Source organism: Olivibacter sp. XZL3, assembly GCF_004368405.1.
Classification (GTDB): Bacteria; Bacteroidota; Bacteroidia; order Sphingobacteriales; family Sphingobacteriaceae; genus Olivibacter.
On record NZ_SBJH01000059.1, the window covers coordinates 143,891 to 166,191 of the forward strand.

Genomic DNA, 22,301 nt, shown 5'->3' on the forward strand with positions numbered 1-22,301 from the left:
CTATGAAAAAGTATATATTGCTCGCGTGCACCACCGTTTTTTTATTAGGCTTAGGCGGTTGCGGTAAAGATTTTCTTGATAAAGACCCTTTGGACAGACTGACGGCCGATCAATATTGGAAAACGAAGGCCGACTTTGATATGGCTTTGACAGCTATCTACGGGCAGTTGCAGAATAGTATCTTTTCTTATGGTATGCCCAATTGGGATGTGCTGACAGATAACGGTTATGGTCAGCATAACTACAACGGGAGTCAAGGTATAGTAAGGGGAGAAATTTTTCCCTCTTCCGGCGGCTACATCACCGATATCTATAATGCGAGTTACGCCGGAATAGCACGGGCTAATAGTTTTTTGTTTAATTTAAGCGCCTACGACGGCTCGGAATTGGATGCTGCGAGTCGTGCCCGTTACGAAGGAGAGGCGCGGTTCATGCGCGGCTTTTACTATTATATGCTCTATGCCTGCTATGGAGCGGTGCCTGTTGTTACGGAACCTTTAACGCTCGACAATCAGGCGCAGCCTAAGGCTGCAGCCTCGGAAGTGCTGAATCAGACCTTGGCCGACTTGGATGTTGCCATCAATACTTTGCCGTCCATTTTGTATGCAAACGGTGGAGGCCATGCCGTAAAAACCGCTGCGCAGAGCTTGAAGTTGCGGGTGCTGATGTATGCCGCTTATAACCGGGAAGGCGTACCGGATCCGCTACTATTGGCAGAGGCAAGTGCGCTTGCGAGGGAAATTAGGACGGCTGGCTATACACTGGCTCCGGCTTTTGAAAGCGTTTTTAGAGACGGGATGCAAGAAGGTAACCCTGAAATCATTTTTTCCATTAAATTCTTAGCACCGGACAACGCAACGACGATGGATCAGTGGTACGGTGATTGGGCCGTAGTAAGCCCCTTACCGAATCTATTCAACGCGTTTGAACCGGGAGATCTCCGGCGCGACCTGACAATCTTTGATAGGGAAGTGAATTTTGACGGAGTCATACATCGGCCTTCAAATAACGTTCCGACGGGATATGGCTTAAAGAAGTTTCTCAGTCCGGGCTTAATTCCTTATGGTTATTCTACGCAAAGTCAGCAAGATTGGGTCATGTTGCGTTATGCTGAGGTTTTACTGTTGTTTGCGGAAGCTGAAAACGAGTTGTCGGGACCAACGCCGGAGGTTTTAGATGCTTTGAATACGATACGCGGGCGGGCAGGTTTGCAGCCGCTTGCGGCGAGTCTAACGAAGGACGAAATGCGTGAAGCCATCCGGCATGAGCGGCGGATGGAACTGGCCTTCGAGGGCTTGCGTTACTTCGATCTGAAACGTTGGCGCATAGCAGAAGAAGTGCTCAATAATGTGAACGACGGTGTTTTAACTTATCGCTTCGAAGAACGTTTTTACGAGTGGCCCCTGCCGCAAACGGAAATTGACAAAAGTGAAGGTGTGTTAGTGCAGAACCCGAATTATTAATATCATTCAGTAGAATATGAAAAATCTAATCTGTGCTGTTTTCGCTTCGTTCATCATGGCTGGCTTCGCCAACGGGCAAGTGGTTGAACGGCCGCGGCCTGCACGCTGGGACAGCTTGGTGTTGGGCGGGCGCTTTATTGATCGCTTTTTACCGATGGTGAGGGGGCATAGCGGAGAGGGCGTGTGGGGCGCTAAGGGCGTGCAGGACCGTTATGTAGATAATGGGATAGAGGACAGCCTGCGTTCGTATTGGGGCGGTAATATTCGGTACGACCGCGCAACGGACCTTTATAATTTGTACGTCTGTGGTTGGGATGAAAAATCGGTAAAGGGGCACCATCAGTGGCCCTATTCGATCGTGTATCGAGCGGTTAGTAAGCAAATGCAAGGGCCCTATCTCATTAAGGATACCATCGGATCGGGTCATAATCCCGAGCTTTTTCGCGCGAAAAATGGAACCTATGTATTATATGTAATTGACAAGCGCTATACAGCTCCTTCGCCGCAGGGGCCTTGGAAGCAAGATACCTTCCACTTCGACTCCAGAGGTCGAAAAATTATCGAAGGTCTATCCAATCTTACCTTTGCCCAACGGTCTGACGGTTCGTACCTGATGGTATGCCGGGGTGGCGGTGTTTGGTTTAGTCGCGATGGTTTGTCTACCTACCATCAGGTAACCGATAAGCGGGTCTACCCCGCAGTAGCGGGTGAGTTTGAAGATCCGGTAGTATGGCGTGATCACGTTCAGTATCATTTGATCGTGAATGACTGGCTCGGACGCATCGCTTTTTATCTTCGATCAAAAGATGGAGTGCATTGGGTTACCGATCCGGGCGAGGCGTATACAAACCAGATTGCGCAACATACGGACGGCACGAAAGAGGAATGGTTTAAATTTGAGCGGATGAAAGTGTTTCAGGACTCCTACGGTCGGGCCATACAAGCAAATTTCGCGGTGATTGATGTGTTAAAAGACGAAGATAAGGGTGGCGACAATCACAGTTCAAAAAACATAGCGATTCCCCTGAACCCAGGATTGCTGATTACTTTGCTTAATAAAGACATGCCGACGCCTGAAATGAAGACGATCCAAGTTAAGATACATGCGGAACCGGGCTTTGATCCCTTGGAGGAAATAGACTTGGCCACTTTACGGTTTGGTGCGTCGGATCAGGTTAATTTCGGCGGTGGAAGTAAAGCACTTCGCGCCACCGCTAGTGGAAGGGATCTGTTGGTGACGTTCGATGGGGTGGAGCACGGAATTACGGAAGCTGAATTTGCTCCAAAGTTAATCGGTAAGACGAAAAAAGGAAAGTTGCTTTATGGCTACATGCGTGCGCCTTGGCAAAGTTACCGATCGTCCATCTTATCAGCGCGTAAACCTGTTTTTTTAAAGGACAAAGGCGTTTTTACCGTCCAGATTGAGAATTTTGGAGAGATAATCTCAGAAGAAGCGGAGGTTTCACTCTATCACTTGCATAAAGGGCGAAAGGAACGAGTGGCAGGCGGAAGACTTCAGCCCTTGGCGCCATTTACTAGTACCGCACTTACGCTGACTCGCGATGCGGTTTCAAGCGCGTTGCCGCTTGGGACATACACGATAGTGATTGAGGCAAACAACGATGCCAAGCTTGATTTCGATTTTCAGTTTGACGGAATGTAGTTCCTTTATTCTTATAAAAACAGAACGCCCAGCTTTTGGGGATGCTGGGCGTTCTTCTTTTTTTAATCAACCTAAACCTGCCATTATTTATTCAAAGCATGTGCCAAAATCTATTTGCTCTTTGAAATGTTGGGCGAGAACGGTCTTATTACGTCATTTTAGGTGCCGTGACGGGTAAAATAGGATTATTTGTTGTTTTATGCTACGGCTTTGAGCGATGCACAAAGAGAAGCTTGGGTTAACAGACCATGCAATTAAGGTAAAGAATAGGGCAGGGCTGTCCAGTTTAGTGGACAGTTGCTGTAATTTTGGAAGCTATGGAAGGGATTTGTTGCTAAAAACAGATAAAATGCCTTGACGGGCAATAGGCGCGACTATTAGCGAACAACTTTTTTACATAACAAAAAGTTAACAGGTACTTAACATGATTGGGCTATTCTTGCGCCAAATTTGAAAGGTAGCATGAGACATTTTAAACCCTGTTTTTTTACAAGCTTATTGGTTGCCAGCCTCACGGTGACGCAACAGGTAAGTTTGGCCAAACTGAACAACAACATTACATTAAATGAACCACAGGAAGAAATTACCATCGGTGGTTTGGTGAAGTCCGCCGAAACCGGCGAAACAATTCCTTCCGTTTCCATTGTAGCCGGAGGAAAGGCGGTGGGGATAACCGATGTAAACGGAAAGTTCCGGGTGCGGGTTCCGCGTGGCGTGGAGGTCCGCTTTCAATACATGGGTTATCAGCCTTACCAAGCTAGTTTTACAGAGGAAAACCAGAACCTACTCATCTCTTTGGGGAGTTCAAGTACCGATTTAAGCGAGGTGGTAGTAACGGCATTGGGTATCAAAAGGGATGAAAAAGCATTGGGTTATGCTGTATCCAAGCTCGACAATAAAGATCTTACTGAAGCAATGCCAAATAACTGGTCGGAAGCGCTGAAAGGAAAGGTAGCTGGCTTGAACATTATACAATCGGGCTCGGGGCCGGTTAACACTTCGCGCATCAATCTTCGGGGTAACTTGTCCTTAGACCCTACTAAAAACCAAGCCCTCATCGTGGTGGATGGTATTCCGATGATTAATGGTAATGTAAGCTCGGGTGTCGACCAAGCTTATGGTGCTGGCGCGAGTGGGGTGGACAAGGATGTGCCGATCGACTTCGGTAACGGTTTAGGGGATATTAATCCGGACGATATCGAATCGGTCACGGTATTAAAAGGTGCTGCGGCAACAGCGTTGTATGGTAGTCGCGCCGCTAACGGAGCCTTGATCATCACCACTAAATCCGGGGCGAAGCATGAAGGTGGCATCGGTGTTAGTTTCAATTCGAATACAAGCATCAGCGATGTCTTGCGTTGGCCGGATTATCAGTATGAGTACGGACAAGGAGTGCAGAACCGCAATGCAGCCGGAGAACTTTATTATTCATACGACCTGTCGGAAGACGGTGCCAATACAGGTTCCACGTCCAGTGCGTTCGGACCTAAGTTTGACGGGCAGTCGTACTACCAATACGATCCGAACACTGGAGGGCAGTCGGCTACGCGTGTACCTTGGGTGCCCTATAAAGATAACATCAAAAGTTTCTGGCGAACGGGAACCAATTTTACTAATAGCGTGGCCTTGGACGGTGCAACGGATCGCTTTTCTGCACGGGCGTCGATTACGCATACCAAAAACAAATGGATCATGCCGAATACCGGGTTCGACCGTTTAGTGGCTAGTTTGAACACCAGCGCACAGCTGACCGAAAAGTTGAAGCTAAACGCGAAGATGTCTTTTACCGATAAGAGTAGCGATAACTTGCCGGGGACAGGCTATAATAACCAGTCGATCGGCTACTTCATGATATTTCAGAACCCGAACGTTGATTTGGATTGGTACCGCCCAATCTGGAAACCGGGGATGGAGAACATTGAACAGATTCACCCTTTCAGCTCCTACATCGAAAATCCGTTCCTGATTGCCTACGAAATGACCAACAGCTTGAAAAGCACGAACTTGGAGGGTAACTTGCAGGGAATCTATAGCTTTAACAATAAATGGGAGCTGATGCTGCGCTCGGGCTTGAATATGAGGCAGGACCAACGCGAGCAACGGCGCCCCTACAATACGTCCAATTTTCCGCAAGGCTATTATAAGCAACAGGATGTGTTTTTCAAGGAAACGAATACGGATGGGTTATTAACTTACCGCGATAACTTAAGCGAGGACTTCTCTTTTACCGGATCCGTCGGTGCCAACTTCATGCACAGTCAGGTTAAAACAAGTAACGGAATCGTTAGGGGCTTGATGGTTCCCGGAATCTATAAGCTTTCAAATGCTTTGGGACAAGCTGTTGCGGAAAATCAAGCCATCGAGCGTAAAACGCATAGCGTATATGGTTTGGTTAACTTAGGCTGGAGAGATAAAATTTTCTTGGATATAACAGGAAGAAACGATTGGTCTTCCACCTTACCAAATGGCAATAATTCTTATTTCTATCCATCGGTAAGCTCGAGCTATATATTGAGCGAGCTCTTCCAATTACCGGAAGTCATTTCCTTTGCCAAAGCACGCCTATCTTGGGCACAGGTAGGTACCGATACCGATCCATATCGCACGCGCAGTTATTTTGAGACTTCGCCTTTCCCGGGTTCTGCGGGGGCTCCCAGTGTATTGTTTAACGATAACCTGAAGCCGGAGATTTCTACTTCCTGGGAAGGAGGGGTGAATGTGGTACTATTCAATAATCGCGTAAATGCGGATGTGAACCTGTATACCAACAATACGGTAAACCAGGTGCTCAGGGTACCACTTGATGTGACCACCGGCTATAGTGAGCGCTTTATCAATGCCGGAAAAATCCAGAACCAAGGGATTGAGCTTCTATTGAGTGGTCGACCTGTAGTTGGTAAAAACTTCAATTGGAACACCACCATTACCTGGGCCAAGAACGTCAATAAGATTTTGACGCTGAGCGAAGATATGGGTGTAGATCAGCAACTTTATGCGGAGAGCGGTACGGTTTATTTTTATGCAACGAAAGGTGGTTCGATCGGTGATTTATATGGTTACGGACTGGTAAGGAACGAGGCCGGACAAGTCGTGTTTGACGGAAACACGGGCTTGGCTTTGCGTCCCGCAGATGTAGAGAAAATAGGAAACGCTTATCCTTTATGGCGTGGCGGTTGGCAGAATGAATTCTCCTATAAAAACTGGCGTTTAGCGGTGTCGATCGACGGGCAATACGGTGGTATTGTCTACTCACAGAGTCACCACAAAATGACGGAACAAGGAAAACTAGGACACACCTTACTGGGCCGGGAAACAGGAACCGTGATTGGCGATGGGGTGGTGCAAAATGCCGATGGCAGCTACTCGCCTAATACCACGCCGGTAGCTATTAATACCTGGTACGCGGATTATTACAGACGAGCGAATGTGGAGACCAATAGCTTTGACGCTTCCTATGTTAAATTGAGGGAAGTACGCATTGAATACGGACTGCCAAAAGAGCTCTGCAATAAATTGCGGGTGGGAAGTGCGAGCGTCGCCCTATTTGGACGCGACCTGGCGATGATTTCCAAGTTCCCGATTTTTGATCCGGAAACGGCAGCACTCAACGGTGCTACGATTATTCCGGGGGTAGAAATGGGCCAAATGCCTACGCCAAGAACCTGGGGGATGAATCTGAGTGTGAAATTCTAATTTTTTTTGAGAGATGAATATAAAACAATATATCAAGCCTTTTGCAACCGTTTTCTTACTGGGCTTTAGTGCTTGTACCAAAGATTTTGAAGAGATCAACGTCGATCCGAATAAACTGGAGGTGGTATCGCCGGGAAGTATGCTGACGCCTGTTATTTATAACATGAGTACCTACTTTACTTCGCAGAGCTACAACTTCGACTGGCAACTGATGCAGGTCTGTATTCCACATCCCAGCGTTTCTAATGGGATTCACCGTTACGACCTGAACGAGAATTCGGGCAACGGTACCTGGAATACTTGTTATACATGGCTGGCCAATATCCGTGAGATGGAAACAGCAGCGGATAATTACAACCTGCCGGTATATCGGGCGGTAGCTGCCACGCTGAGAGCATACATTGTAGGTATTTTAACGGATAGCTTCGGAGATGTACCTTTCTTGGAAGCGATGCAGGCTGCTGCGGGTATCACCCAGCCGCGCTTCGATACGCAGCAGGAAATCTACGAACATTTAATTGCGCAGTTGGAAGAAGCTAATACCATTTATGCTACCGACGATTCGCAGATGTTCGGCGAGGATTTACTTTACAGTAACGACAAAACGAAGTGGCAACGCTTTAATAATTCGTTATTGTTGCGTTTGTTACTGCGCGCCTCAAACCGTCCGGAGATGAACAGTTATGAGCGCTTACAGGCGATTATTAGCAACCCGGAACAATATCCGGTATTTACCAGCAATGATGAAGCAGCCTTCGTAACCATCACCGGAAATTCACCTTACGATTATGCTTGGGGTAGAAGGCAGGACTATGCCAACGCAAAGGCGATGGCCTCTTTCTTTGTCGATTTGTTAAATGAAAAGGAGGATCCCCGCCGCGCGTTGTTTATGACAAGAGGAAGCCGCTTGGAAAATGGCCAATTGGTGGATATAGGCTATGTCGGTGTGCCCGCGGCGCACTCGGGCGATGCTTCACAATTTAATTTTAATCCAAGTCAGCCGAACGCAGATCTAATGGTATACACGACTTTGGGTACCGAGGTCATTGAAGTGATGATGAGCTATGCAGAGGTAGAATTGATCAAGGCGGAGGTGGCTCTGCGTGCCGGCGATTTAAGTGCTGCACAACAGGCTTATGAAAAAGGGATTGTAGCAGGGATTACGCAGTGGAAAAACGGAGCCGTGCCGGTGAATTATCTACAGCATCCAGCGGTTGCTTTCGATGGAACGATGAAGCAATTGATGGAACAAAAGTATATCGCACTTTTTTATAATGATTATCAGCAATGGTTTGAATACAGGCGGACAGGTCTTCCTGAACTTCCAAAAACGGAATACATGTTACACGACGGAGTGATGCCCAAGCGTTTTATGTACCCGACGGAGGTACGTCGCTACAATCCAACGCATTATCAAGAGGCGGCCGACCGTATTGGCGGCGATAACATCATGACGAAAGTGTGGTGGGAGAAATAACATCGCTTTTGTAAGCGATACCACGGCTGTCTAAAACAGGATCACTTGGCCGTCATTTCGAGCGAACCCCGATACTTCGGGAGAGATTACGTTCGACATGACGCTAAGAAAGCGACTTTTTAGGCAGCCTTTCTTTGCTCTATATAACCTTGCTTTTGGCCTTATAACTTCCTAATTCTATTCATGATGCTCTCCCGGTGTTCTAACATATCTTTTTCGTCTTTTTGCAGCTGGGCACGCTCCGCTGCAGTAATTGCGTCGCTGTCGTCTTCATGAACAGGAATATTGCCTACGCCGCGCACTTGGTCGATATGCTGAAATAAATCGCTGAGGGCCCGATGGATATTGCGTAGGTATTTCTCATTAAGTGAATCGAGATGTGAGTTTGTCAGCTCTCCCACGTCCTGAAAGCAAAGTTTCGTGATTTTATTATTAATAATCTGCGCGGAAAAATCTTGTGCATTTGGAAAGTCCCAATGTAAATCGTGTATGGTAGTCGTTGTAATTTCCATAGTAAAAGGGCTTTAAAGTCAACAATGTACTTCGTAATGCAATAGCCGTACCAAAGCATAGTAAGTCGCTCGGAACAAGCTGTAACTATTTGTTTTTAGGATAGGGTAAAAGCCGACTTTTCTTTGCATTTTGCATACGACTAGTGTCTATTAAGTATTTATTAGCAGAAACGAAAAATATGAGAAAGAAACTGAAAGCAGTATTGTTTGATTTAGACGGAACGATAATAGATTCGGAGTGGTTTTACTACAAAGCGTGGAAAAAGGTGTTGGCCGAGTACGGCTTTGAGCTGGATAGCGATACCTGGCTCACGTCACTTGCGGGTAAAACGGATGTGCAGGCAATGGAAGTGTTGCAAGGTGAACATGGCTTCCAAACGGAGGTCGAGCCCTTTTTGGAGCGGGTCAAATCCGCGATAGCGCAACAGTATGAGGAAGAACTTGTGCCTTTGATGCCGGGTGCGAAAGAGCTGATCACTTATTTGCACGGCAAACAGGTGACCCTGGCACTTGTGACTTCCAGTAAGCGGGAGGTTGCTACTTACTACCTGGAGGCGCACGATCTAATGAAGTATTTCAAGCTGCTTGTTACGCGGACGGAGGTTACGCATACTAAGCCGCATCCAGAACCTTATCTGATGTGTATAGCGCAGCTGGGGTTCAATAAGGAGGATTGTCTGGTGCTGGAAGATTCGCTCACAGGCACAAAAGCCGCCGATGCAGCTGGCCTTACTTGTTGGGCGGTGCAGACGCATGAGCATATTAGAAAGTCGCTCGTAGTCGACCGAACATTTGATAATCTACACCAGGTGTTGGAGGCTATAAGGGAGTTATAAGTTGTAAGTTGTAAGTTTTAAGTAGTAAGTTTTAAGTTATAAGTTTTACCTGCCTGCGACAGGCAGGCGTTATAAGCTGCAGCCATGCTGTTCCAATGTCCTGACACTTAACAAATCATTAACGATTCCTAAACGGAGTATTGCGTATCTTTGGTTTTTTTGTTGATTTAGCTGTACCGCATGCAAATATTTAATATACGACTATCAATTGCTATTTTTTTAATGAGTGCCAAATTGCTTATGGCGCAACAGACCGAGACAAGAAGGCTTGAGCAGGTTAATGTTTTTTTGGGATCATCAGGGGATCATGGGCAGCTGTCTCCGGCTGCGTCCTACCCGTTTAGTGCACTCAGTATAGCGCCGCAAACTTATCCCCATACCCATACGGGCTATGAATTTTTAGCAAAAGAAGTTTGGGGATTTACACACAATCGCTTCGAGGGAGTAGGATGCCAAGGGAGTGGCGGTTTATTGCTGATAAAACCCTTTCTTGGGGCGCAAGACGATGGAGCTCCTTTAATGAAAGTGACCGAACAGGCTGCTCCCGGGACGTATGGGATCTCTTTTACCAACGGAATTAAGGCCGAGATGGTGGTGAACAAGCAGACAGGTTTACACCACTATACTTTTCCGCAAGGCGAAAAAGGAATAAGTCTCGATTTGGCCCATAGCTTCAATGCAGCTTTTGTCGAGGAAGAACACCGGCTGTCGGGCAACACAGTTACCGGTTGGGTGGCGGCTAAGACCACCTGCCACGTGGGTACGTACCGGCTGTACTATCAGATACGATTGCCAGAGAACGTAATCTGGAAGAAGCAGGGTGAGCATGGGGTGGTTGCCCTATTGCCACCGGGACTAAAAGAGCTTCGTTTGGTCGTCGGGACATCATCCGTGGACGAACGGCATGCTGCTGAAAATGCACAGGAAGCCGCTCCGTCTTCTCTCCGACGTGAAAGTGAGCAGGCTTGGGAGTCTTTACTCGGACAGATCGAGGTGCTTGGCGATCCCGATAGGCAGCAACTTTTTTATTCCCTATTATATAGAACCTTACAGAGTCCGTATCGGATTTCGGAACAAGACGGAACTTATCGGGCGATTGATGGTAAGCTATACCGTACGGAGCAGCCAACATACCATGGCTGGGCTATTTGGGATAACTATAAAACACAACTTCCTTTGTTGTCGATCGCTTATCCTGCTTTGTATGGCGATATTGTAAGTGCTATTGCCAACCTTTATCCTTATGGTAAAAAGGATTTTGCAGGGCCTACCGAGCCTAGCAATACGGTTCGCACTGAGCATGCCGTGGTGGTATTACTGGATGCCGCAAAAAAAGGCTACCCCGTTGACTTTGTTTCTATAAAAGACTCCTTATTAGCAGAAGCTGATCGGCTAGATCATACGAAGCCCGACAGGGCCTTGGAGTCGGCTTATGATTTATGGGCGCTCGCCGGTATCGGTAACTTATTGGGAGACGATAAGGGGGCTCGGGACTATCGCGCAAAAGCACTGCAGTATAGAACACAGTGGAACACGGATTTTAAGGACTTGACCAAAAGAGATGTGGACCGTATGTCGGCTCGGGGGATGTACCAGGGAACGATTCGGCAATACCGTTGGGCTGTTCCTTTTGATGTGAAGGGGTTGGTCGAACTCGCCGGTGGTAAGTCGGCTTTTACTCGGCAATTGGACGATTTTTTTGATCATCACTATTTTAATCGCGCAAATGAGCCGGATATGCAGGCCCAAATGCTGTATTATGCAAGCGACAAGCCTTGGAAATATCAGCAGCTGGTGCATCAGTTGGCGGTAGATACGGTGATACAGCATTATTTTAATGATAACAGTCGGGGCATCGGTTCTCATATTGATCGGATTTATAAGAATGAGCCGAAGGCATATATACGAACAATGGACGACGATGCAGGGGCGATGTCCGCTTGGTTCGTGTTAACGGCTATCGGTATGCAGCAAGCCTGTGTGGGGGAGCCTATTTATTACCTGAATGTTCCGCTCTTTGAGCGAATTGTGTTGAAAGGCACTAATAAACTTTTTCACATTCGTGTGGAGAACTTTAGTCCTGAAAATCATTACATAAAGCGGGTAACGTTGAATGGAAAGGATATTAATAAACTTTGGATAAGCCATGCAGAGCTGCAGGCAGGGGGGGAACTGGTAATTACTGCTGCGAAAGAGCCGCAAAGCTATGGACAGGATGCTCACTGGATTGCCCGTATGTAGTAGCCCATCGGTTTGCTGTTATTTCGACCACTCCCCCACTTCAGGGGAGTGGAGCGATCGCGCACCGATTTCGCGCTTACTGTTTGTACGTAGTAGTGACTTGGTTGATTTTCCATTCACTGCCTTCCCGACATAATTGTACATATTCTATTTTGGTAAATTCCGGATAGCGCATTTCAAGTTTCGCCAACGCAAATTGAGCACTTTGTTCAATAACGTCGTACTGCGTTATACAGTTTTGCTTTAAATTTCTGTTTTGCTTTAGGAAGTCGACCACCTGCTTTTTGCTATGGCTATAAACGGCTCCATTGCCTGCCGTATTGCGCTTGAAGCTCTCTGCAAACAGTGCTTCAATATTTTCTGTACGGCCTAGCGTGATACCATCGATATATTCGTGGATGGCGTTTTCTGCGGTACTCAAGTTTCGGTCTTCTGTCGCACTAGCGAAGGCGCTTGAAGAAAAGAGGATGATAGCGACAATGAATAATTTGATGGACGTTTTCATGACTTACGTTTTTAAGGGTTAATATTTTATTATTTGCTTTATGTTTTATTCTTTGATTCAAAGGTAGTACGCATTTCCTGCCTGCCCCAGTGGAATTAGGCTAGCGACAGAAAGAATTCGGTAAAGAGCGCTTTTTGTTCGGTAAACGTGTATAGGGAATCGAGGTTTGTATGGGAGCGTATGATCCCGGTTTTCAGGTATATTGTACTTTATTTTATGAAGAATGGTTGATGTATATTAACTTTGGCTTAATAAAAAAACAAAATGCAATTTAACTTAAAGGACTTAAGTGAGTTATTGTGTAAGGAAATTGAGTATAATAATTTGTTTAGCATTCCTTACCTTCGTATCAACGCCCGTTGGGTGCTGACGGAGAGCTTTGAAACAGCAGATATCGAATTGAATGATCTGACCGATTATACTTGACGGAAAATAGATCGGGAAGAACTTAAATTGTGGATGATAAAGGAGTTCGGAGATATTATCTAGTCTTATTCTGTTTTACGAAATTGCTCATTTTTATACAAAAAATACACAAGTGATAAAAGAGGCAATAAATTACGCTTTTTATAGTTAACTTTGATCTCATTAAAACAAACGGTTATTCTATAGATTAGAAAACGATACTTCTACTAAGGTTACGGTTGGATACTTGATCAATGTAGAGACTGCTTATCTCGCCCGAGATAAGCAGTGTTTTTTTTAGCCTATTTCAAAGACTTTTCCATTTGTTCAGAAGCCCACAATTTAGGTTTGTATTTACTGTAAGGCTTTTCCCAATCGAACAAGCCAAAATGCGACTCGATGCTCTTGAAAACAGGTTGATTGAACAACTCATAAACCACGACAGCTTTTACTCTCGGATTTTTTTGACATTTGGCTATTACGGTATTTAAAAAGTCGCGTTGTACCTCGTCTGAAACCGATCCGGTTTTATTTCGTATATTGATCTCTGTGAACCATATAGGTTTTGTAAACTGTGTAGCTAGGAATTCAGTGATATCATTTATCTGATAAGCGCTGGCGGCGGCACTTTCCATATCGCTATACCAGTGATAGGCGATGATGTCATACTTAACGCCATAGTCTTCCAGCATTTGGAGGTATTTATAGTGCATCCATCCGGCATTGATCATGGTTTGTGCAGTATGATCAATAGCTTTGATCCCATCGTCCATCCCTTTTAAGTGTGCGGCGATTACACGGAACTTTTTCAAATCATAGTGTTCGGCGGCTCTTCCTGATTTGTTGGGAAGAATGCAATCATTGTCTAATTCGTTGCCGATGTTGTAATAGGTAAAATCGTTTCCATTTTCTTCAGCGAAGCCATATCCCCTTGCGTAGCCTTGCTGATATGCTGCTTCTTCCGTTCCGTTGTAATCTAATTTAGCATCCGGTAGCATAGGTAAAATGGTGATACCCGCAGCATTGGCAGCGGCCCGCAGTTTTTCATACCGCTGCGAGGGAACGATCTTTCCTTGACCCGTTACGGTGAAATCTACTCGGTAGAGGTTCATGCCGAGCGACTTGAGTAGCTGCATTTGCTCTTCGGCCGAAAGCGTGGCATACGCTTCTTGATTTAACGGGTGGCCGTTTACCCCAAGGTAAAAAGTGCTTGGCGCAATGGTGTCTGTTGGTGCAGGTTTGCTGCTGACAATAGGGGAGGCTGGTTGAAGGTCGTTTTCTCCACCGGGTACAGGGGTTTTATCGCAAGCTGTGCAACAAAGGAACAGGACAAGTCCTAAACCCCCGCGAAAAAAATGTTTCATACGTTTACTTTTAAGTTGTTAAAAATGAAAAGTCGAGAAAAAGGAACGTTAGGATGACGGTAGGATCGGGTTGTAGAATGCGTTGTGCCAATGTATTCTCTCAATTTCGGTTGAACGGTTGCAAAAGTACGGAGAAAATTGTGTAAAAAATGTGATAAATATGAAAGTGTGAAATTTCGGCCTTTAAGATGTCTACAAGGTAATTTTTGACGCCGAAATTAGCGGTTGTTTAGGTGGTAAACAGATAGCTAATAGTGAAAAAAAGAGCAGATTTTGTGTTTTTGCTAGGCTGTACGCAGTAGGCCGTAAGCTGTGGGAGGCTTTCGATATGGTCGAAGAAGCATTTGCTGCTAATTTTTTAAATAGGCTTTCAGAAAACGGGCGTCATGTTCGTCTGAATCCCCATACTGCTTCCGTAATTCCACCAGCCGAGCATGTAGGTCCTTCTTAATATCTGCATAATTTGAATCGTTATACACATTGTTTAGCTCTTGCGGATCGTTTTTTAAGTCATATAATTCCCATTCATCCACATCGTAGTAAAAGTAGATAAGTTTATAGCGTTCGGTACGGATACCATAATGGCGTTTCACCATGTGGATAGAGGGGTATTCATAATAGGTGTAATAAATCGCATCTCGCCAAGAAGAAATTTCGTTGCTTACTAATTTGCGAAAGGAGGCCCCTTGCATATCGGAAGGAATATCTACGCCCGCATAGTCTAAAAAAGTAGGAGCGAAGTCGAGGTTCTGTACGAGCTTATCGATCCTGGTACCCGCTTTGATTTCCTTCGGATACCGGACAATAAGTGGTGTACGGAGTGATTCTTCATACATGAAGCGTTTGTCGAACCAGCCGTGCTCACCTAAATAGAAGCCTTGATCTGAAGTGTAGACTATAATGGTATTATCGCTCAAGTTGTTCGCTTTTAGATAGGCCATTAATTTGCCAACTCCTTCATCAATGGAAGCAATGCAGCCTAAATAGTCCTGCATATAACGTTGATAGCGCCACTGCATCTGCTCTTGTGCTGACATGCTGGGATATTCGGCTTTAAACTTCTCAATAATGGGATTATAAACGGCATCCCAGGCAGCACGTTCTTCCTCGGTCATCCGTCCCAGGTTGTTTTTATAGGCGTTCTTGTCCCAATCAAGTCGCTCTTTCAATCCAAGTTCGTCCATGATATGGGGAGGAACCTTGTTATCGGCGGCCCAGTTCATATCTTTTAGGATGTTCATTTCGGCAGTTTTGGCTGCTGTGCCACGTCCGTGATAGTCGTCATATAGTGTCGCGGGCTCTTTCACCTTTAGCTGGGTGTATTCTTTGATGTGGCGAAGGGCAGGCAACCATTCGCGATGTGGTGCTTTTTGATGATATAAAAGACAAAAAGGCTGGTCGATTTGGCGATCTTTTAACCACTGAATAGCCATGTCGGTAGTAAGGTCTGTAACATAGCCTTTTAGTTGCTTTTTTTGGCCATTGATGATGAAGTTCGGATTGTAATATTCTCCCTGATCGATCAGCACCGCCGAATGGTCAAAACCCTGTGGCAAGCCGTCCATGTGGATTTTCCCGATCAATGCTGTTTGGTAACCGGCCTTCTGGAGCAGTTTTGGAAAGTTGTCTTGGTTCCAATCGAAGCGCGATACGTTGTCTACCTTGCCGTTGATAAAGCTATGTTTTCCGGTGAGCAGCACAGCCCGACTGGGTGCGCATAAGGAGTTGGTAACGGTGGCTCGTGTAAATAGGGCTCCTTCCTCGGCCAATTGGTCGATGTTAGGCGTTTTGTTCAAGTTATGGCCGTAGGCACTGATCGCTTGGTAGGCATGGTCATCGCTCATGATGAATATGATATTCGGCCTTTTTGGTGAGACTGATTCTTGGGCCTGCAATGATATAATGCATAGCAGTTGAATGAGGAAGCTGCTAATTAGGCTATATGATTTCATGTCTTTTCCCTTTCATCAAACATAAGAAAAATTGGTGAGTAAATGCAAATGCTCCTTATTCGGCCTTTTCAACGCTGAAATGATAGATGCAGGTGCTACGATATTGGCTGCCGGGCTGTAATACTGTGGAAGGCCACTGTGGTTTATTTGGCGAATCAGGAAAGTGCTGCGTTTCGAGGCAGATGGCACCGTACTGCTGGAAGGGGGTTCCTCCTTTTCCTTTTTCCGTTCCATCTAAACTATTAGCGGTGTAAACCTGCAAACCAGGCTCGTTGGTAAAGACCGTTAACTTAATACCACTGGACGGTGCATATACCGTTGCGGCGGGAACCTGTAAATCCCCTTTGGTGTCCAACACCCAATTGTGATCTAAACCGGACACCAGCTGCAGCTGCTGGTGCGTGCTGTCGCGTTCAATCGCTTCCCGGATGCTGATGGGCCGGGTAAAGTCGAAAGGCGTGTTCGATACGGCTAAGATATCGCCGGTCGGAATCGCTTCACTGTCAATGGGCGTAAAATGTTTGCCATTGACAAAAAGGATATCGTCGAGCACCGGGCGTTGCGGGTTACCGCTGAGGTTAAAAAAGCTGTGATTGGTTAGGTTTACGACCGTCTTTTTGTCGGTTTCCGCGGTGTAGTTGATGATGAGCGCGCCCGCTTCCGTCAGCGTGTACCGTACTTCTGCTTGTACATTGCCCGGAAAGCCCGACTCTCCATCGGGCGAAAAATAGGAAAGCAACAGGACACTATCGTTGAGTTGGCGTCCATGAAATACCTGTTGGCGCCAGCCCTCGCGCCCGCCATGAATAGCATGTTGTCCATTGTTTTTATCAATCCGAATGGTGTCTCCGTCGAGCAGAAAGGTGCCTTTCGCGATGCGATTGGTTACACGTCCCATGGTGGCACCGAAAGAATTGGGCTTTGCGAGGTAATCGTCAATACGATCAAATCCCAAAACGACGTCGCGCATTTTATTGTTTTTATCGGGAACCAAAAGCGAGACGATGCGACCTCCGTAGTTGGTGACGCCTACCTCCATCCCTTTGGTATTGCTCAATGTATACAAATGGGTAGAATCGCCGTTGACGAGCGACTCGAAATGGCGCCTATCGAGACCTGCTTTTGTGGAGTGCGTATTAGTAGGGGCACAGGACACCATGGCACTTATCAGGGCCATACTGAAAAAAAGGCGGTACAGAGGATGTAGCATAATAGCGGATTATAATGTTCAGCTGCAGTTGGCGACTTTGCCAAACATACAAAGATAGATAAGCAGGTGCAAAATCAAAATAAATGCTAAAGTTATAAAGATATTGACGAAATTGCTTTACCTTAAAATAGCAATACATCTATACTACTCTATGGAAAAGAATAAAATAACGTTTGTGAAGAAACGAATCGAAACAAACGCTTCAAAGGTTTACCTGATCCAGCTGTTCTTAATGGGGGATTTGGTAACCAAAAAAGATCTTGCCGCTTTTTGTAAAGCTTTGGAAAAGGAGCCTCTTCACAATGCGATGTTTTATGCTGCTATTTTTTTTGATGATCCGGATTTCGTCCAATTTCCTTCACAGCCGATGACCTATGTCTATAACCCGCACGAAGAGGCTGACGCCATGACGCACATCAAGGCAATTTACAGCTACGATGTAATAAATCGACTGGGTAGGCTGCATTATTATGATATTAACTATTTAATTAATCAACCGGGGGATATCATCTGTCTGGATGAAATCTCGGAGATGCCTGAGGACGACTAAAGCGAAACCGGTATTTCCAACAAAAAGGCGCTGCCTTTTAGATACGTGGACGTTGCACTTAATCTGCCATTCAATTTGGTAGCCATTTGCTGCGCATGGAATAAGCCAACGCCGTATCCTTCCTTCGTGGGATCGGATTGATAGAAACGGGTGAAGATTTGCGCCAGCTGATCGGGTTTCATGCCAATCCCCCCATCGCTTACCTCAATGTAAAGGATGGACGTTTTTAAAAAGAGGTGAACATGTATCCAAGGTTCCGAATGTTCGGGCTGTTGGTATTTGACGGCATTGGATATCAGATTATGAATAATTAATTTCAATGCAGTAGGATCGGTCGGTACCGGCTGATCTACCTCGTTTTTAATCTGGAATGTAATGCCTGCTGCGCTAATGGGAGCTTGGTATACCGCTTTTATTTCCTGTACTAACAGCGCCATATCTGTGGTTTTTAACGCGATCTTACCGCGTTGGACCCGATAAAAATGTTGCAAGTCGGCCGTGTACTGGCTAAGTTGCGCTGAGGTGCTTTCTATCAGCAGTAAAATTTCGTTGAGTTCTTCGATGCTATGGCTGTTTGCAGCTAACTGCGAAATGGTTTGAATGCCTGACAGCGGTCCTCTTATATCATGACTAATGTGGTCGGCATAGTTTTCCAGCGCCTGGTAAGCGGATTCAAGTTCTTCATTTCTGGTTTGAAAGTATGTTAAACGGAGATATTCTTTGCTGGCGTCTAACAACGCTTGTTCGACGTCTTCCGTCTTCCAAGGTTTTTGGATATAGCGAAAAACCTGTCCTTTATTGATTGCATGAATAGATGTGTTCAGGTCGGCAAAACCGGTTACTAAAATGCGGATAATCAATGGGTGGGTCACACGTATTTCTTCGAAGAAATCGGTTCCCATCATGTCTGGCATCCGCTGATCTGAAAACACGACGTGTATATTTGGATGCTGTGTCAAAATAAGCCTGGCCTCATTGACGCTTTGTGCTACAAAAACTTGATGTGCCTTCCTAAACAAGGATTGGAAGTTGATGAGGTTAGGTATTTCGTCGTCTATGTATAATACGCGGAACTGAGCTGTCATATCTGTGAAATTTCGTGCAAAAGAAGGTTTGCCTGTTCAGAAAATCGTTTCAAAACGACTTAAATTTGTACTTCCCAATAAAATGGAACTTCTTATTCCCGGCTTTTGACGGTTCTTTGGTACTCGGATGGAGTACATCCCAGCTTGTTTTTGAACTGGCGATAAAATGAAACTTTAGAGTTAAAACCGCTCTGGTAAGCTAATTGTTCAATGGGGGTGTTAGATTCTTGTTCTAATAATCTGCATGCGAAGTTTATTCGGGCTTCGTTCATGTAGGAGGTAAAGCTTTTGCCGATCTGCGTATTGAAAACCTGAGAAAGATGGTGCTTCGGTATATTCAAGTGATCGCCTAAACGTTCTATGGTGAGGGACGCATCGAGGAATAATTGCTCGTCATGAATGCAGGTTTCCAGCTTTTCTTGATAATGTTGGAGCGCGGTTTTCGATAGCGCAGACTTAGCATAACTTCTTTTCTCGACGCTACGGTGTGCCGCTTTTGCTTCGTCTTCCGGCGGCCGATCAAGAGCAACCGCTTTCCGTAGCAGCGTCACCTTGTGATTGAAAATTAGTAAAGCAAATAAGATGAGCAAACTGTACACAGACAATCTTGGTAAGCTATATGCCCAATAAGATCCCGTTCGATAAGTCTCTTGTGCGAAATAGATAAAGCTGGCTAATAGCAGCATAAAAGAGGCTTTTCCAAGTATCCCGACGAGTAAGGAGCGGTGAAATTGATTTCTTCTAGAAAGATAGGCTCCCAAAAGACTGTAAGAGATAAAGGAAACCGCCGTGACTTTGTAGAGATACTGGCGAATAAGCTGTGCGTTGTATGCATGCGGATCGGCAGCACTGGGTATTCCGGCTACAAAAATGGCTAGAAAAATTAAGAACGGAATGAAGTGGAGGATGGTTTTACGCCGACTAAGCCTATGATGGATGGTCGATTGGACGCCCAAAAAATATAAAGGGCCATATACTAAGCCGAAAGGCGCGGCCCAGTCAAGGTAAGGGAGGCGGTGAAAAAATGTGCTGACGATTAAGACGTAAACCGCATGAATGCTTAAAAACCAGATCGCCCAGTTAATTACGGTTTCCAGCGCGCTTTTTTCTTTGACTTTTAAAGCCAGATACAGGTTGATAAAGCAAATGGTGACAAGCGTTACCAACGCCCAGTTTATCAGAGTGAATGCAAATGTCGTCATGTTTAACTCAGGCCGATTTACTTTCTACGGATTTTCTGTAAGCATTCGGAGCGCAGCCTTCAAGCATTTTGAAATACCGGTTGAATGAGCTTTTGGAACGGAACCCCGATTGACGGGCGATGTGCTCGAGCGTCAGCTTCCCAAAAATATCTTCCTCGATCAATTTCTTTGCATATGCGATTCGATATACGGCCAGCAGCTCGTAAAAGTTCTTTCCCAAGTGTTCGTTCATTGCTTTTGAACAGGCCTGTGGAGAGCTGTTAATGTGTTGTGCCAATTTTTGCAGCGTTAAGCTATCATCTAAATAAATTGGGGTTTGTGCTAGACAACGTTGAATTGCTGAAACAATCGGAGCGCTCGCATTTGTGTCAAGATCGGGCTTTGATATCGATGCTTGGGCCTTGAACATGTTTAAGTTGGCCGCGTAGAAATAGCTCGCAATATATAAGCCAGCCAATGCGAGGAGCAGATAAATGAGATATGGAAGATTTATACCTCCATAGCGATGCTCGAAGGGGGCGGTAGCAAAAAGGAAGAGCGGAACCGAAACGCAAAAACTCAAAACCGTTAGTAGGCTCAAAAAGCTATGCTGGGGCGATAAGGTATCGGACGGATTTTTTACATGCCTATAGGCAATCAGTAATGAATAAATCGAGATAGACAAAGGCATAGCGAATAGGTACAGCGGATAGTAAAAATCTTCGAGAAAGGGGGCGGATATGGCAAAGTGAAAAGCGATGGTATAGCAAAAATACATTAAGGATAAGAAAAGATAGGGAATATAATGGATGCGCGAAAAAGTCTTGCCATCCAGTGCGAGCGAACTTTGATACAATAGCGGGCCGTATAATAAGCCGATTGGACTGCCGATGTTAACAATAATATATAAAATGTGGAATAATAAGAGAACAAAGAGGAACGCCAGCACATTGTTAAACCTAAAATGCTGATGTTTCGTAAGTGTGCCGTTTACATTTAAGAAATAAAGGAATAAAATAATCTGAAAGAGAACGTTGGTGTAAAAAGTAGCATCCAGCATGATCGATAAGATACTTCGTGACGATTTAAGGACAGTCCTAGGCAAATATACTTAAAATAGGCGGAGGCGATGTCTACAGATTTAGATTACAAGGTGTGAAAAAGTGCGAAACGCTTAAAAGAGCAACACCGCTATACAGCGCTTCAATTGTCTGGCTAACCGTAAAAAGCGGGCTTGCCTGCGGTAGGTAAGGGGAAGATCCGTCGAATACACTGGGGTTTTTGGATCAAGAACGGACCTATTCTGAAGAGCGTTTATCGTTATCAAGCGCCGCAGAAGCATGCCTGAAACTGTTCCATAACTGCGCATCCGGGATAGCCGCTTCGAGGGAAATGGGCTGCTGACTTATCGGGTGAGTGAAGCGCAATTGTTTCGCATGAAGGGCAATTGCTTTTCTCGGTTTTTCACGCGGAAAGCCGTATTTGTAATCGCCGACTATGGGGCAGCCGATGGCCGCTAACTGGGCTCTGATTTGATGTGTACGACCTGTAAAAGGGAAGACCTCGATTAGAAAGAAGTGATTCGCTTCTTCGAGCAGGCGATAGGCCAATGTTGCCTCGACGCTATGGGCTTGAGGCTCATTGTGGGTAAAGGTAATATTCTGCTCTTTGTCTCTCGTTAACCAGTGCACAAGTGTATCGGAAGGAATAGCCGGGCGGTTGGCCACAATGGCCCAGTAGGTTTTTTTGACTTGTTTTGCTTTGAACAGTGCAATCATCCCTGCTAAAGCCTCGGACGTTTTTGCAAAAAGTAACAATCCGCTGACCCGACGATCGAGTCGATGAACCGCCCGTACCTGAATCGTCTGATGATGTTTTTCGCTCAAAAAAGCACTTAACATCTCTTCTAAGGCTGTTTTTTCTTTGGCAGACGCCTCCACCAAATAACCGGATGGCTTGTTAATGGCGACTAAATGCGCGTCTTCATAAAGGATGTGTTGGTCTAATATAGGCATAAGAACGATTCGCAGTTATCAACGCAAAGATAATGAAAAGATCGGAATGAGTGGTAAGGCGGAAGGTATAAGGTATAAGTGTCTTGTCCTGATATAGGTTGACAGTTTATTATTTACAAACTGACAAGCATGATGGCGAAATTACAGAG

Annotated in this window: 17 protein-coding genes; 8 read left to right on the forward strand and 9 right to left on the reverse strand. The window is 45.5% G+C overall.

Annotated features, from left to right (window positions below; genetic code table 11):
• The first annotated feature begins 2 nt into the window (after nucleotides 1-2).
• The 4 genes from EPX21_RS12865 to EPX21_RS12880 all read left to right on the forward strand — a co-directional run bounded on the left by EPX21_RS12865 (nucleotide 3) and on the right by EPX21_RS12880 (nucleotide 8,296).
• Nucleotides 3-1,463, forward strand: a complete 1,461-nt coding sequence (locus tag EPX21_RS12865) for a RagB/SusD family nutrient uptake outer membrane protein (protein ID WP_134090099.1) — start codon at nucleotides 3-5, stop codon at nucleotides 1,461-1,463.
• Nucleotides 1,464-1,479: 16 nt separating this feature from the next.
• Nucleotides 1,480-3,126 carry a glycoside hydrolase family protein gene (locus EPX21_RS12870; RefSeq protein ID WP_134090100.1) on the forward strand — a complete coding sequence of 549 codons (1,647 nt, stop codon included), beginning with the start codon at nucleotides 1,480-1,482 and terminating at the stop codon, nucleotides 3,124-3,126.
• Between the two features lie 462 nt (nucleotides 3,127-3,588).
• Nucleotides 3,589-6,819, forward strand: a complete 3,231-nt coding sequence (locus EPX21_RS12875) for a SusC/RagA family TonB-linked outer membrane protein (protein WP_134090101.1) — start codon at nucleotides 3,589-3,591, stop codon at nucleotides 6,817-6,819.
• Nucleotides 6,820-6,832: 13 nt separating this feature from the next.
• The gene (locus EPX21_RS12880; protein ID WP_134090102.1) at nucleotides 6,833-8,296 is read left to right on the forward strand and encodes a SusD/RagB family nutrient-binding outer membrane lipoprotein; all 1,464 of its coding nucleotides are present in this window, start codon (nucleotides 6,833-6,835) and stop codon (nucleotides 8,294-8,296) included.
• Between the two features lie 161 nt (nucleotides 8,297-8,457).
• On the opposite strand, the gene EPX21_RS12885 is transcribed toward EPX21_RS12880, so the two are convergent.
• Nucleotides 8,458-8,808 carry a hypothetical protein gene (locus tag EPX21_RS12885; RefSeq protein ID WP_134090103.1) on the reverse strand — a complete coding sequence of 117 codons (351 nt, stop codon included), beginning with the start codon at nucleotides 8,806-8,808 and terminating at the stop codon, nucleotides 8,458-8,460.
• 179 nt (nucleotides 8,809-8,987) lie between these two features.
• Between EPX21_RS12885 and EPX21_RS12890 the strand changes: the two genes are divergently transcribed.
• Together EPX21_RS12890 and EPX21_RS12895 are read left to right on the forward strand one after the other, a co-directional pair.
• The gene (locus EPX21_RS12890; protein WP_134090104.1) at nucleotides 8,988-9,644 is read left to right on the forward strand and encodes an HAD family phosphatase; all 657 of its coding nucleotides are present in this window, start codon (nucleotides 8,988-8,990) and stop codon (nucleotides 9,642-9,644) included.
• Between the two features lie 180 nt (nucleotides 9,645-9,824).
• Nucleotides 9,825-11,885 (forward strand): glycoside hydrolase domain-containing protein, encoded by a 2,061-nt coding sequence (locus EPX21_RS12895; RefSeq protein ID WP_134090105.1) that lies wholly within the window; start codon nucleotides 9,825-9,827, stop codon nucleotides 11,883-11,885.
• A 76-nt stretch (nucleotides 11,886-11,961) separates the two neighbouring features.
• On the opposite strand, the gene EPX21_RS12900 is transcribed toward EPX21_RS12895, so the two are convergent.
• Nucleotides 11,962-12,390, reverse strand: coding sequence for a nuclear transport factor 2 family protein (locus EPX21_RS12900; protein ID WP_134090106.1), 429 nt, complete (start codon nucleotides 12,388-12,390; stop codon nucleotides 11,962-11,964).
• Between the two features lie 264 nt (nucleotides 12,391-12,654).
• On the opposite strand from EPX21_RS12900, the gene EPX21_RS22705 reads away from it, so the two are divergent.
• Nucleotides 12,655-12,816, forward strand: coding sequence for a hypothetical protein (locus EPX21_RS22705; RefSeq protein ID WP_166670756.1), 162 nt, complete (start codon nucleotides 12,655-12,657; stop codon nucleotides 12,814-12,816).
• Between the two features lie 281 nt (nucleotides 12,817-13,097).
• On the opposite strand, the gene EPX21_RS12905 is transcribed toward EPX21_RS22705, so the two are convergent.
• From EPX21_RS12905 to EPX21_RS12915, 3 genes are all read right to left on the reverse strand, one after another.
• Complete coding sequence (locus EPX21_RS12905; RefSeq protein ID WP_134090107.1) at nucleotides 13,098-14,159, reverse strand: glycosyl hydrolase; 1,062 nt, start codon at nucleotides 14,157-14,159, stop codon at nucleotides 13,098-13,100.
• Between the two features lie 350 nt (nucleotides 14,160-14,509).
• The gene (locus EPX21_RS12910) at nucleotides 14,510-16,111 is read right to left on the reverse strand and encodes a sulfatase (protein ID WP_134090108.1); all 1,602 of its coding nucleotides are present in this window, start codon (nucleotides 16,109-16,111) and stop codon (nucleotides 14,510-14,512) included.
• A gap of 55 nt (nucleotides 16,112-16,166) precedes the next feature.
• The gene (locus EPX21_RS12915; RefSeq protein WP_206106060.1) at nucleotides 16,167-17,321 is read right to left on the reverse strand and encodes an aldose epimerase family protein; all 1,155 of its coding nucleotides are present in this window, start codon (nucleotides 17,319-17,321) and stop codon (nucleotides 16,167-16,169) included.
• A 175-nt stretch (nucleotides 17,322-17,496) separates the two neighbouring features.
• On the opposite strand from EPX21_RS12915, the gene EPX21_RS12920 reads away from it, so the two are divergent.
• Nucleotides 17,497-17,871: a hypothetical protein gene (locus EPX21_RS12920; RefSeq protein ID WP_134090109.1), complete on the forward strand. Its 375-nt coding sequence runs from the start codon at nucleotides 17,497-17,499 to the stop codon at nucleotides 17,869-17,871.
• Here the strand turns inward: EPX21_RS12920 and EPX21_RS12925 are convergent.
• The 4 genes from EPX21_RS12925 to EPX21_RS12940 all read right to left on the reverse strand — a co-directional run bounded on the left by EPX21_RS12925 (nucleotide 17,868) and on the right by EPX21_RS12940 (nucleotide 22,152).
• Complete coding sequence (locus tag EPX21_RS12925) at nucleotides 17,868-18,956, reverse strand: hybrid sensor histidine kinase/response regulator (RefSeq protein WP_134090110.1); 1,089 nt, start codon at nucleotides 18,954-18,956, stop codon at nucleotides 17,868-17,870. The genes EPX21_RS12920 and EPX21_RS12925 overlap by 4 nt on opposite strands.
• Before the next feature lie 92 nt (nucleotides 18,957-19,048).
• On the reverse strand, nucleotides 19,049-20,158 hold the full coding sequence (locus EPX21_RS12930) for an AraC family transcriptional regulator (protein WP_134090111.1): 1,110 nt from the start codon (nucleotides 20,156-20,158) through the stop codon (nucleotides 19,049-19,051).
• Nucleotides 20,159-20,165: 7 nt separating this feature from the next.
• Nucleotides 20,166-21,197 carry an AraC family transcriptional regulator gene (locus tag EPX21_RS12935; protein ID WP_134090112.1) on the reverse strand — a complete coding sequence of 344 codons (1,032 nt, stop codon included), beginning with the start codon at nucleotides 21,195-21,197 and terminating at the stop codon, nucleotides 20,166-20,168.
• 238 nt (nucleotides 21,198-21,435) lie between these two features.
• Nucleotides 21,436-22,152 (reverse strand): RluA family pseudouridine synthase, encoded by a 717-nt coding sequence (locus tag EPX21_RS12940; protein WP_134090113.1) that lies wholly within the window; start codon nucleotides 22,150-22,152, stop codon nucleotides 21,436-21,438.
• Between the last annotated feature and the right edge of the window lie 149 nt (nucleotides 22,153-22,301).

Coding starts and splice junctions, on each gene's coding strand:
- EPX21_RS12865 (WP_134090099.1), top strand. CDS start 3: ATGAAAAAGTATATATTGCTCGCGTGCACCACCGTTTTTTTATTAGGC.
- EPX21_RS12870 (WP_134090100.1), top strand. CDS start 1,480: ATGAAAAATCTAATCTGTGCTGTTTTCGCTTCGTTCATCATGGCTGGC.
- EPX21_RS12875 (WP_134090101.1), top strand. CDS start 3,589: ATGAGACATTTTAAACCCTGTTTTTTTACAAGCTTATTGGTTGCCAGC.
- EPX21_RS12880 (WP_134090102.1), top strand. CDS start 6,833: ATGAATATAAAACAATATATCAAGCCTTTTGCAACCGTTTTCTTACTG.
- EPX21_RS12885 (WP_134090103.1), bottom strand. CDS start 8,808: ATGGAAATTACAACGACTACCATACACGATTTACATTGGGACTTTCCA.
- EPX21_RS12890 (WP_134090104.1), top strand. CDS start 8,988: ATGAGAAAGAAACTGAAAGCAGTATTGTTTGATTTAGACGGAACGATA.
- EPX21_RS12895 (WP_134090105.1), top strand. CDS start 9,825: ATGCAAATATTTAATATACGACTATCAATTGCTATTTTTTTAATGAGT.
- EPX21_RS12900 (WP_134090106.1), bottom strand. CDS start 12,390: ATGAAAACGTCCATCAAATTATTCATTGTCGCTATCATCCTCTTTTCT.
- EPX21_RS22705 (WP_166670756.1), top strand. CDS start 12,655: ATGCAATTTAACTTAAAGGACTTAAGTGAGTTATTGTGTAAGGAAATT.
- EPX21_RS12905 (WP_134090107.1), bottom strand. CDS start 14,159: ATGAAACATTTTTTTCGCGGGGGTTTAGGACTTGTCCTGTTCCTTTGT.
- EPX21_RS12910 (WP_134090108.1), bottom strand. CDS start 16,111: ATGAAATCATATAGCCTAATTAGCAGCTTCCTCATTCAACTGCTATGC.
- EPX21_RS12915 (WP_206106060.1), bottom strand. CDS start 17,321: ATGCTACATCCTCTGTACCGCCTTTTTTTCAGTATGGCCCTGATAAGT.
- EPX21_RS12925 (WP_134090110.1), bottom strand. CDS start 18,956: ATGACAGCTCAGTTCCGCGTATTATACATAGACGACGAAATACCTAAC.
- EPX21_RS12930 (WP_134090111.1), bottom strand. CDS start 20,158: ATGACGACATTTGCATTCACTCTGATAAACTGGGCGTTGGTAACGCTT.
- EPX21_RS12935 (WP_134090112.1), bottom strand. CDS start 21,197: ATGCTGGATGCTACTTTTTACACCAACGTTCTCTTTCAGATTATTTTA.
- EPX21_RS12940 (WP_134090113.1), bottom strand. CDS start 22,152: ATGCCTATATTAGACCAACACATCCTTTATGAAGACGCGCATTTAGTC.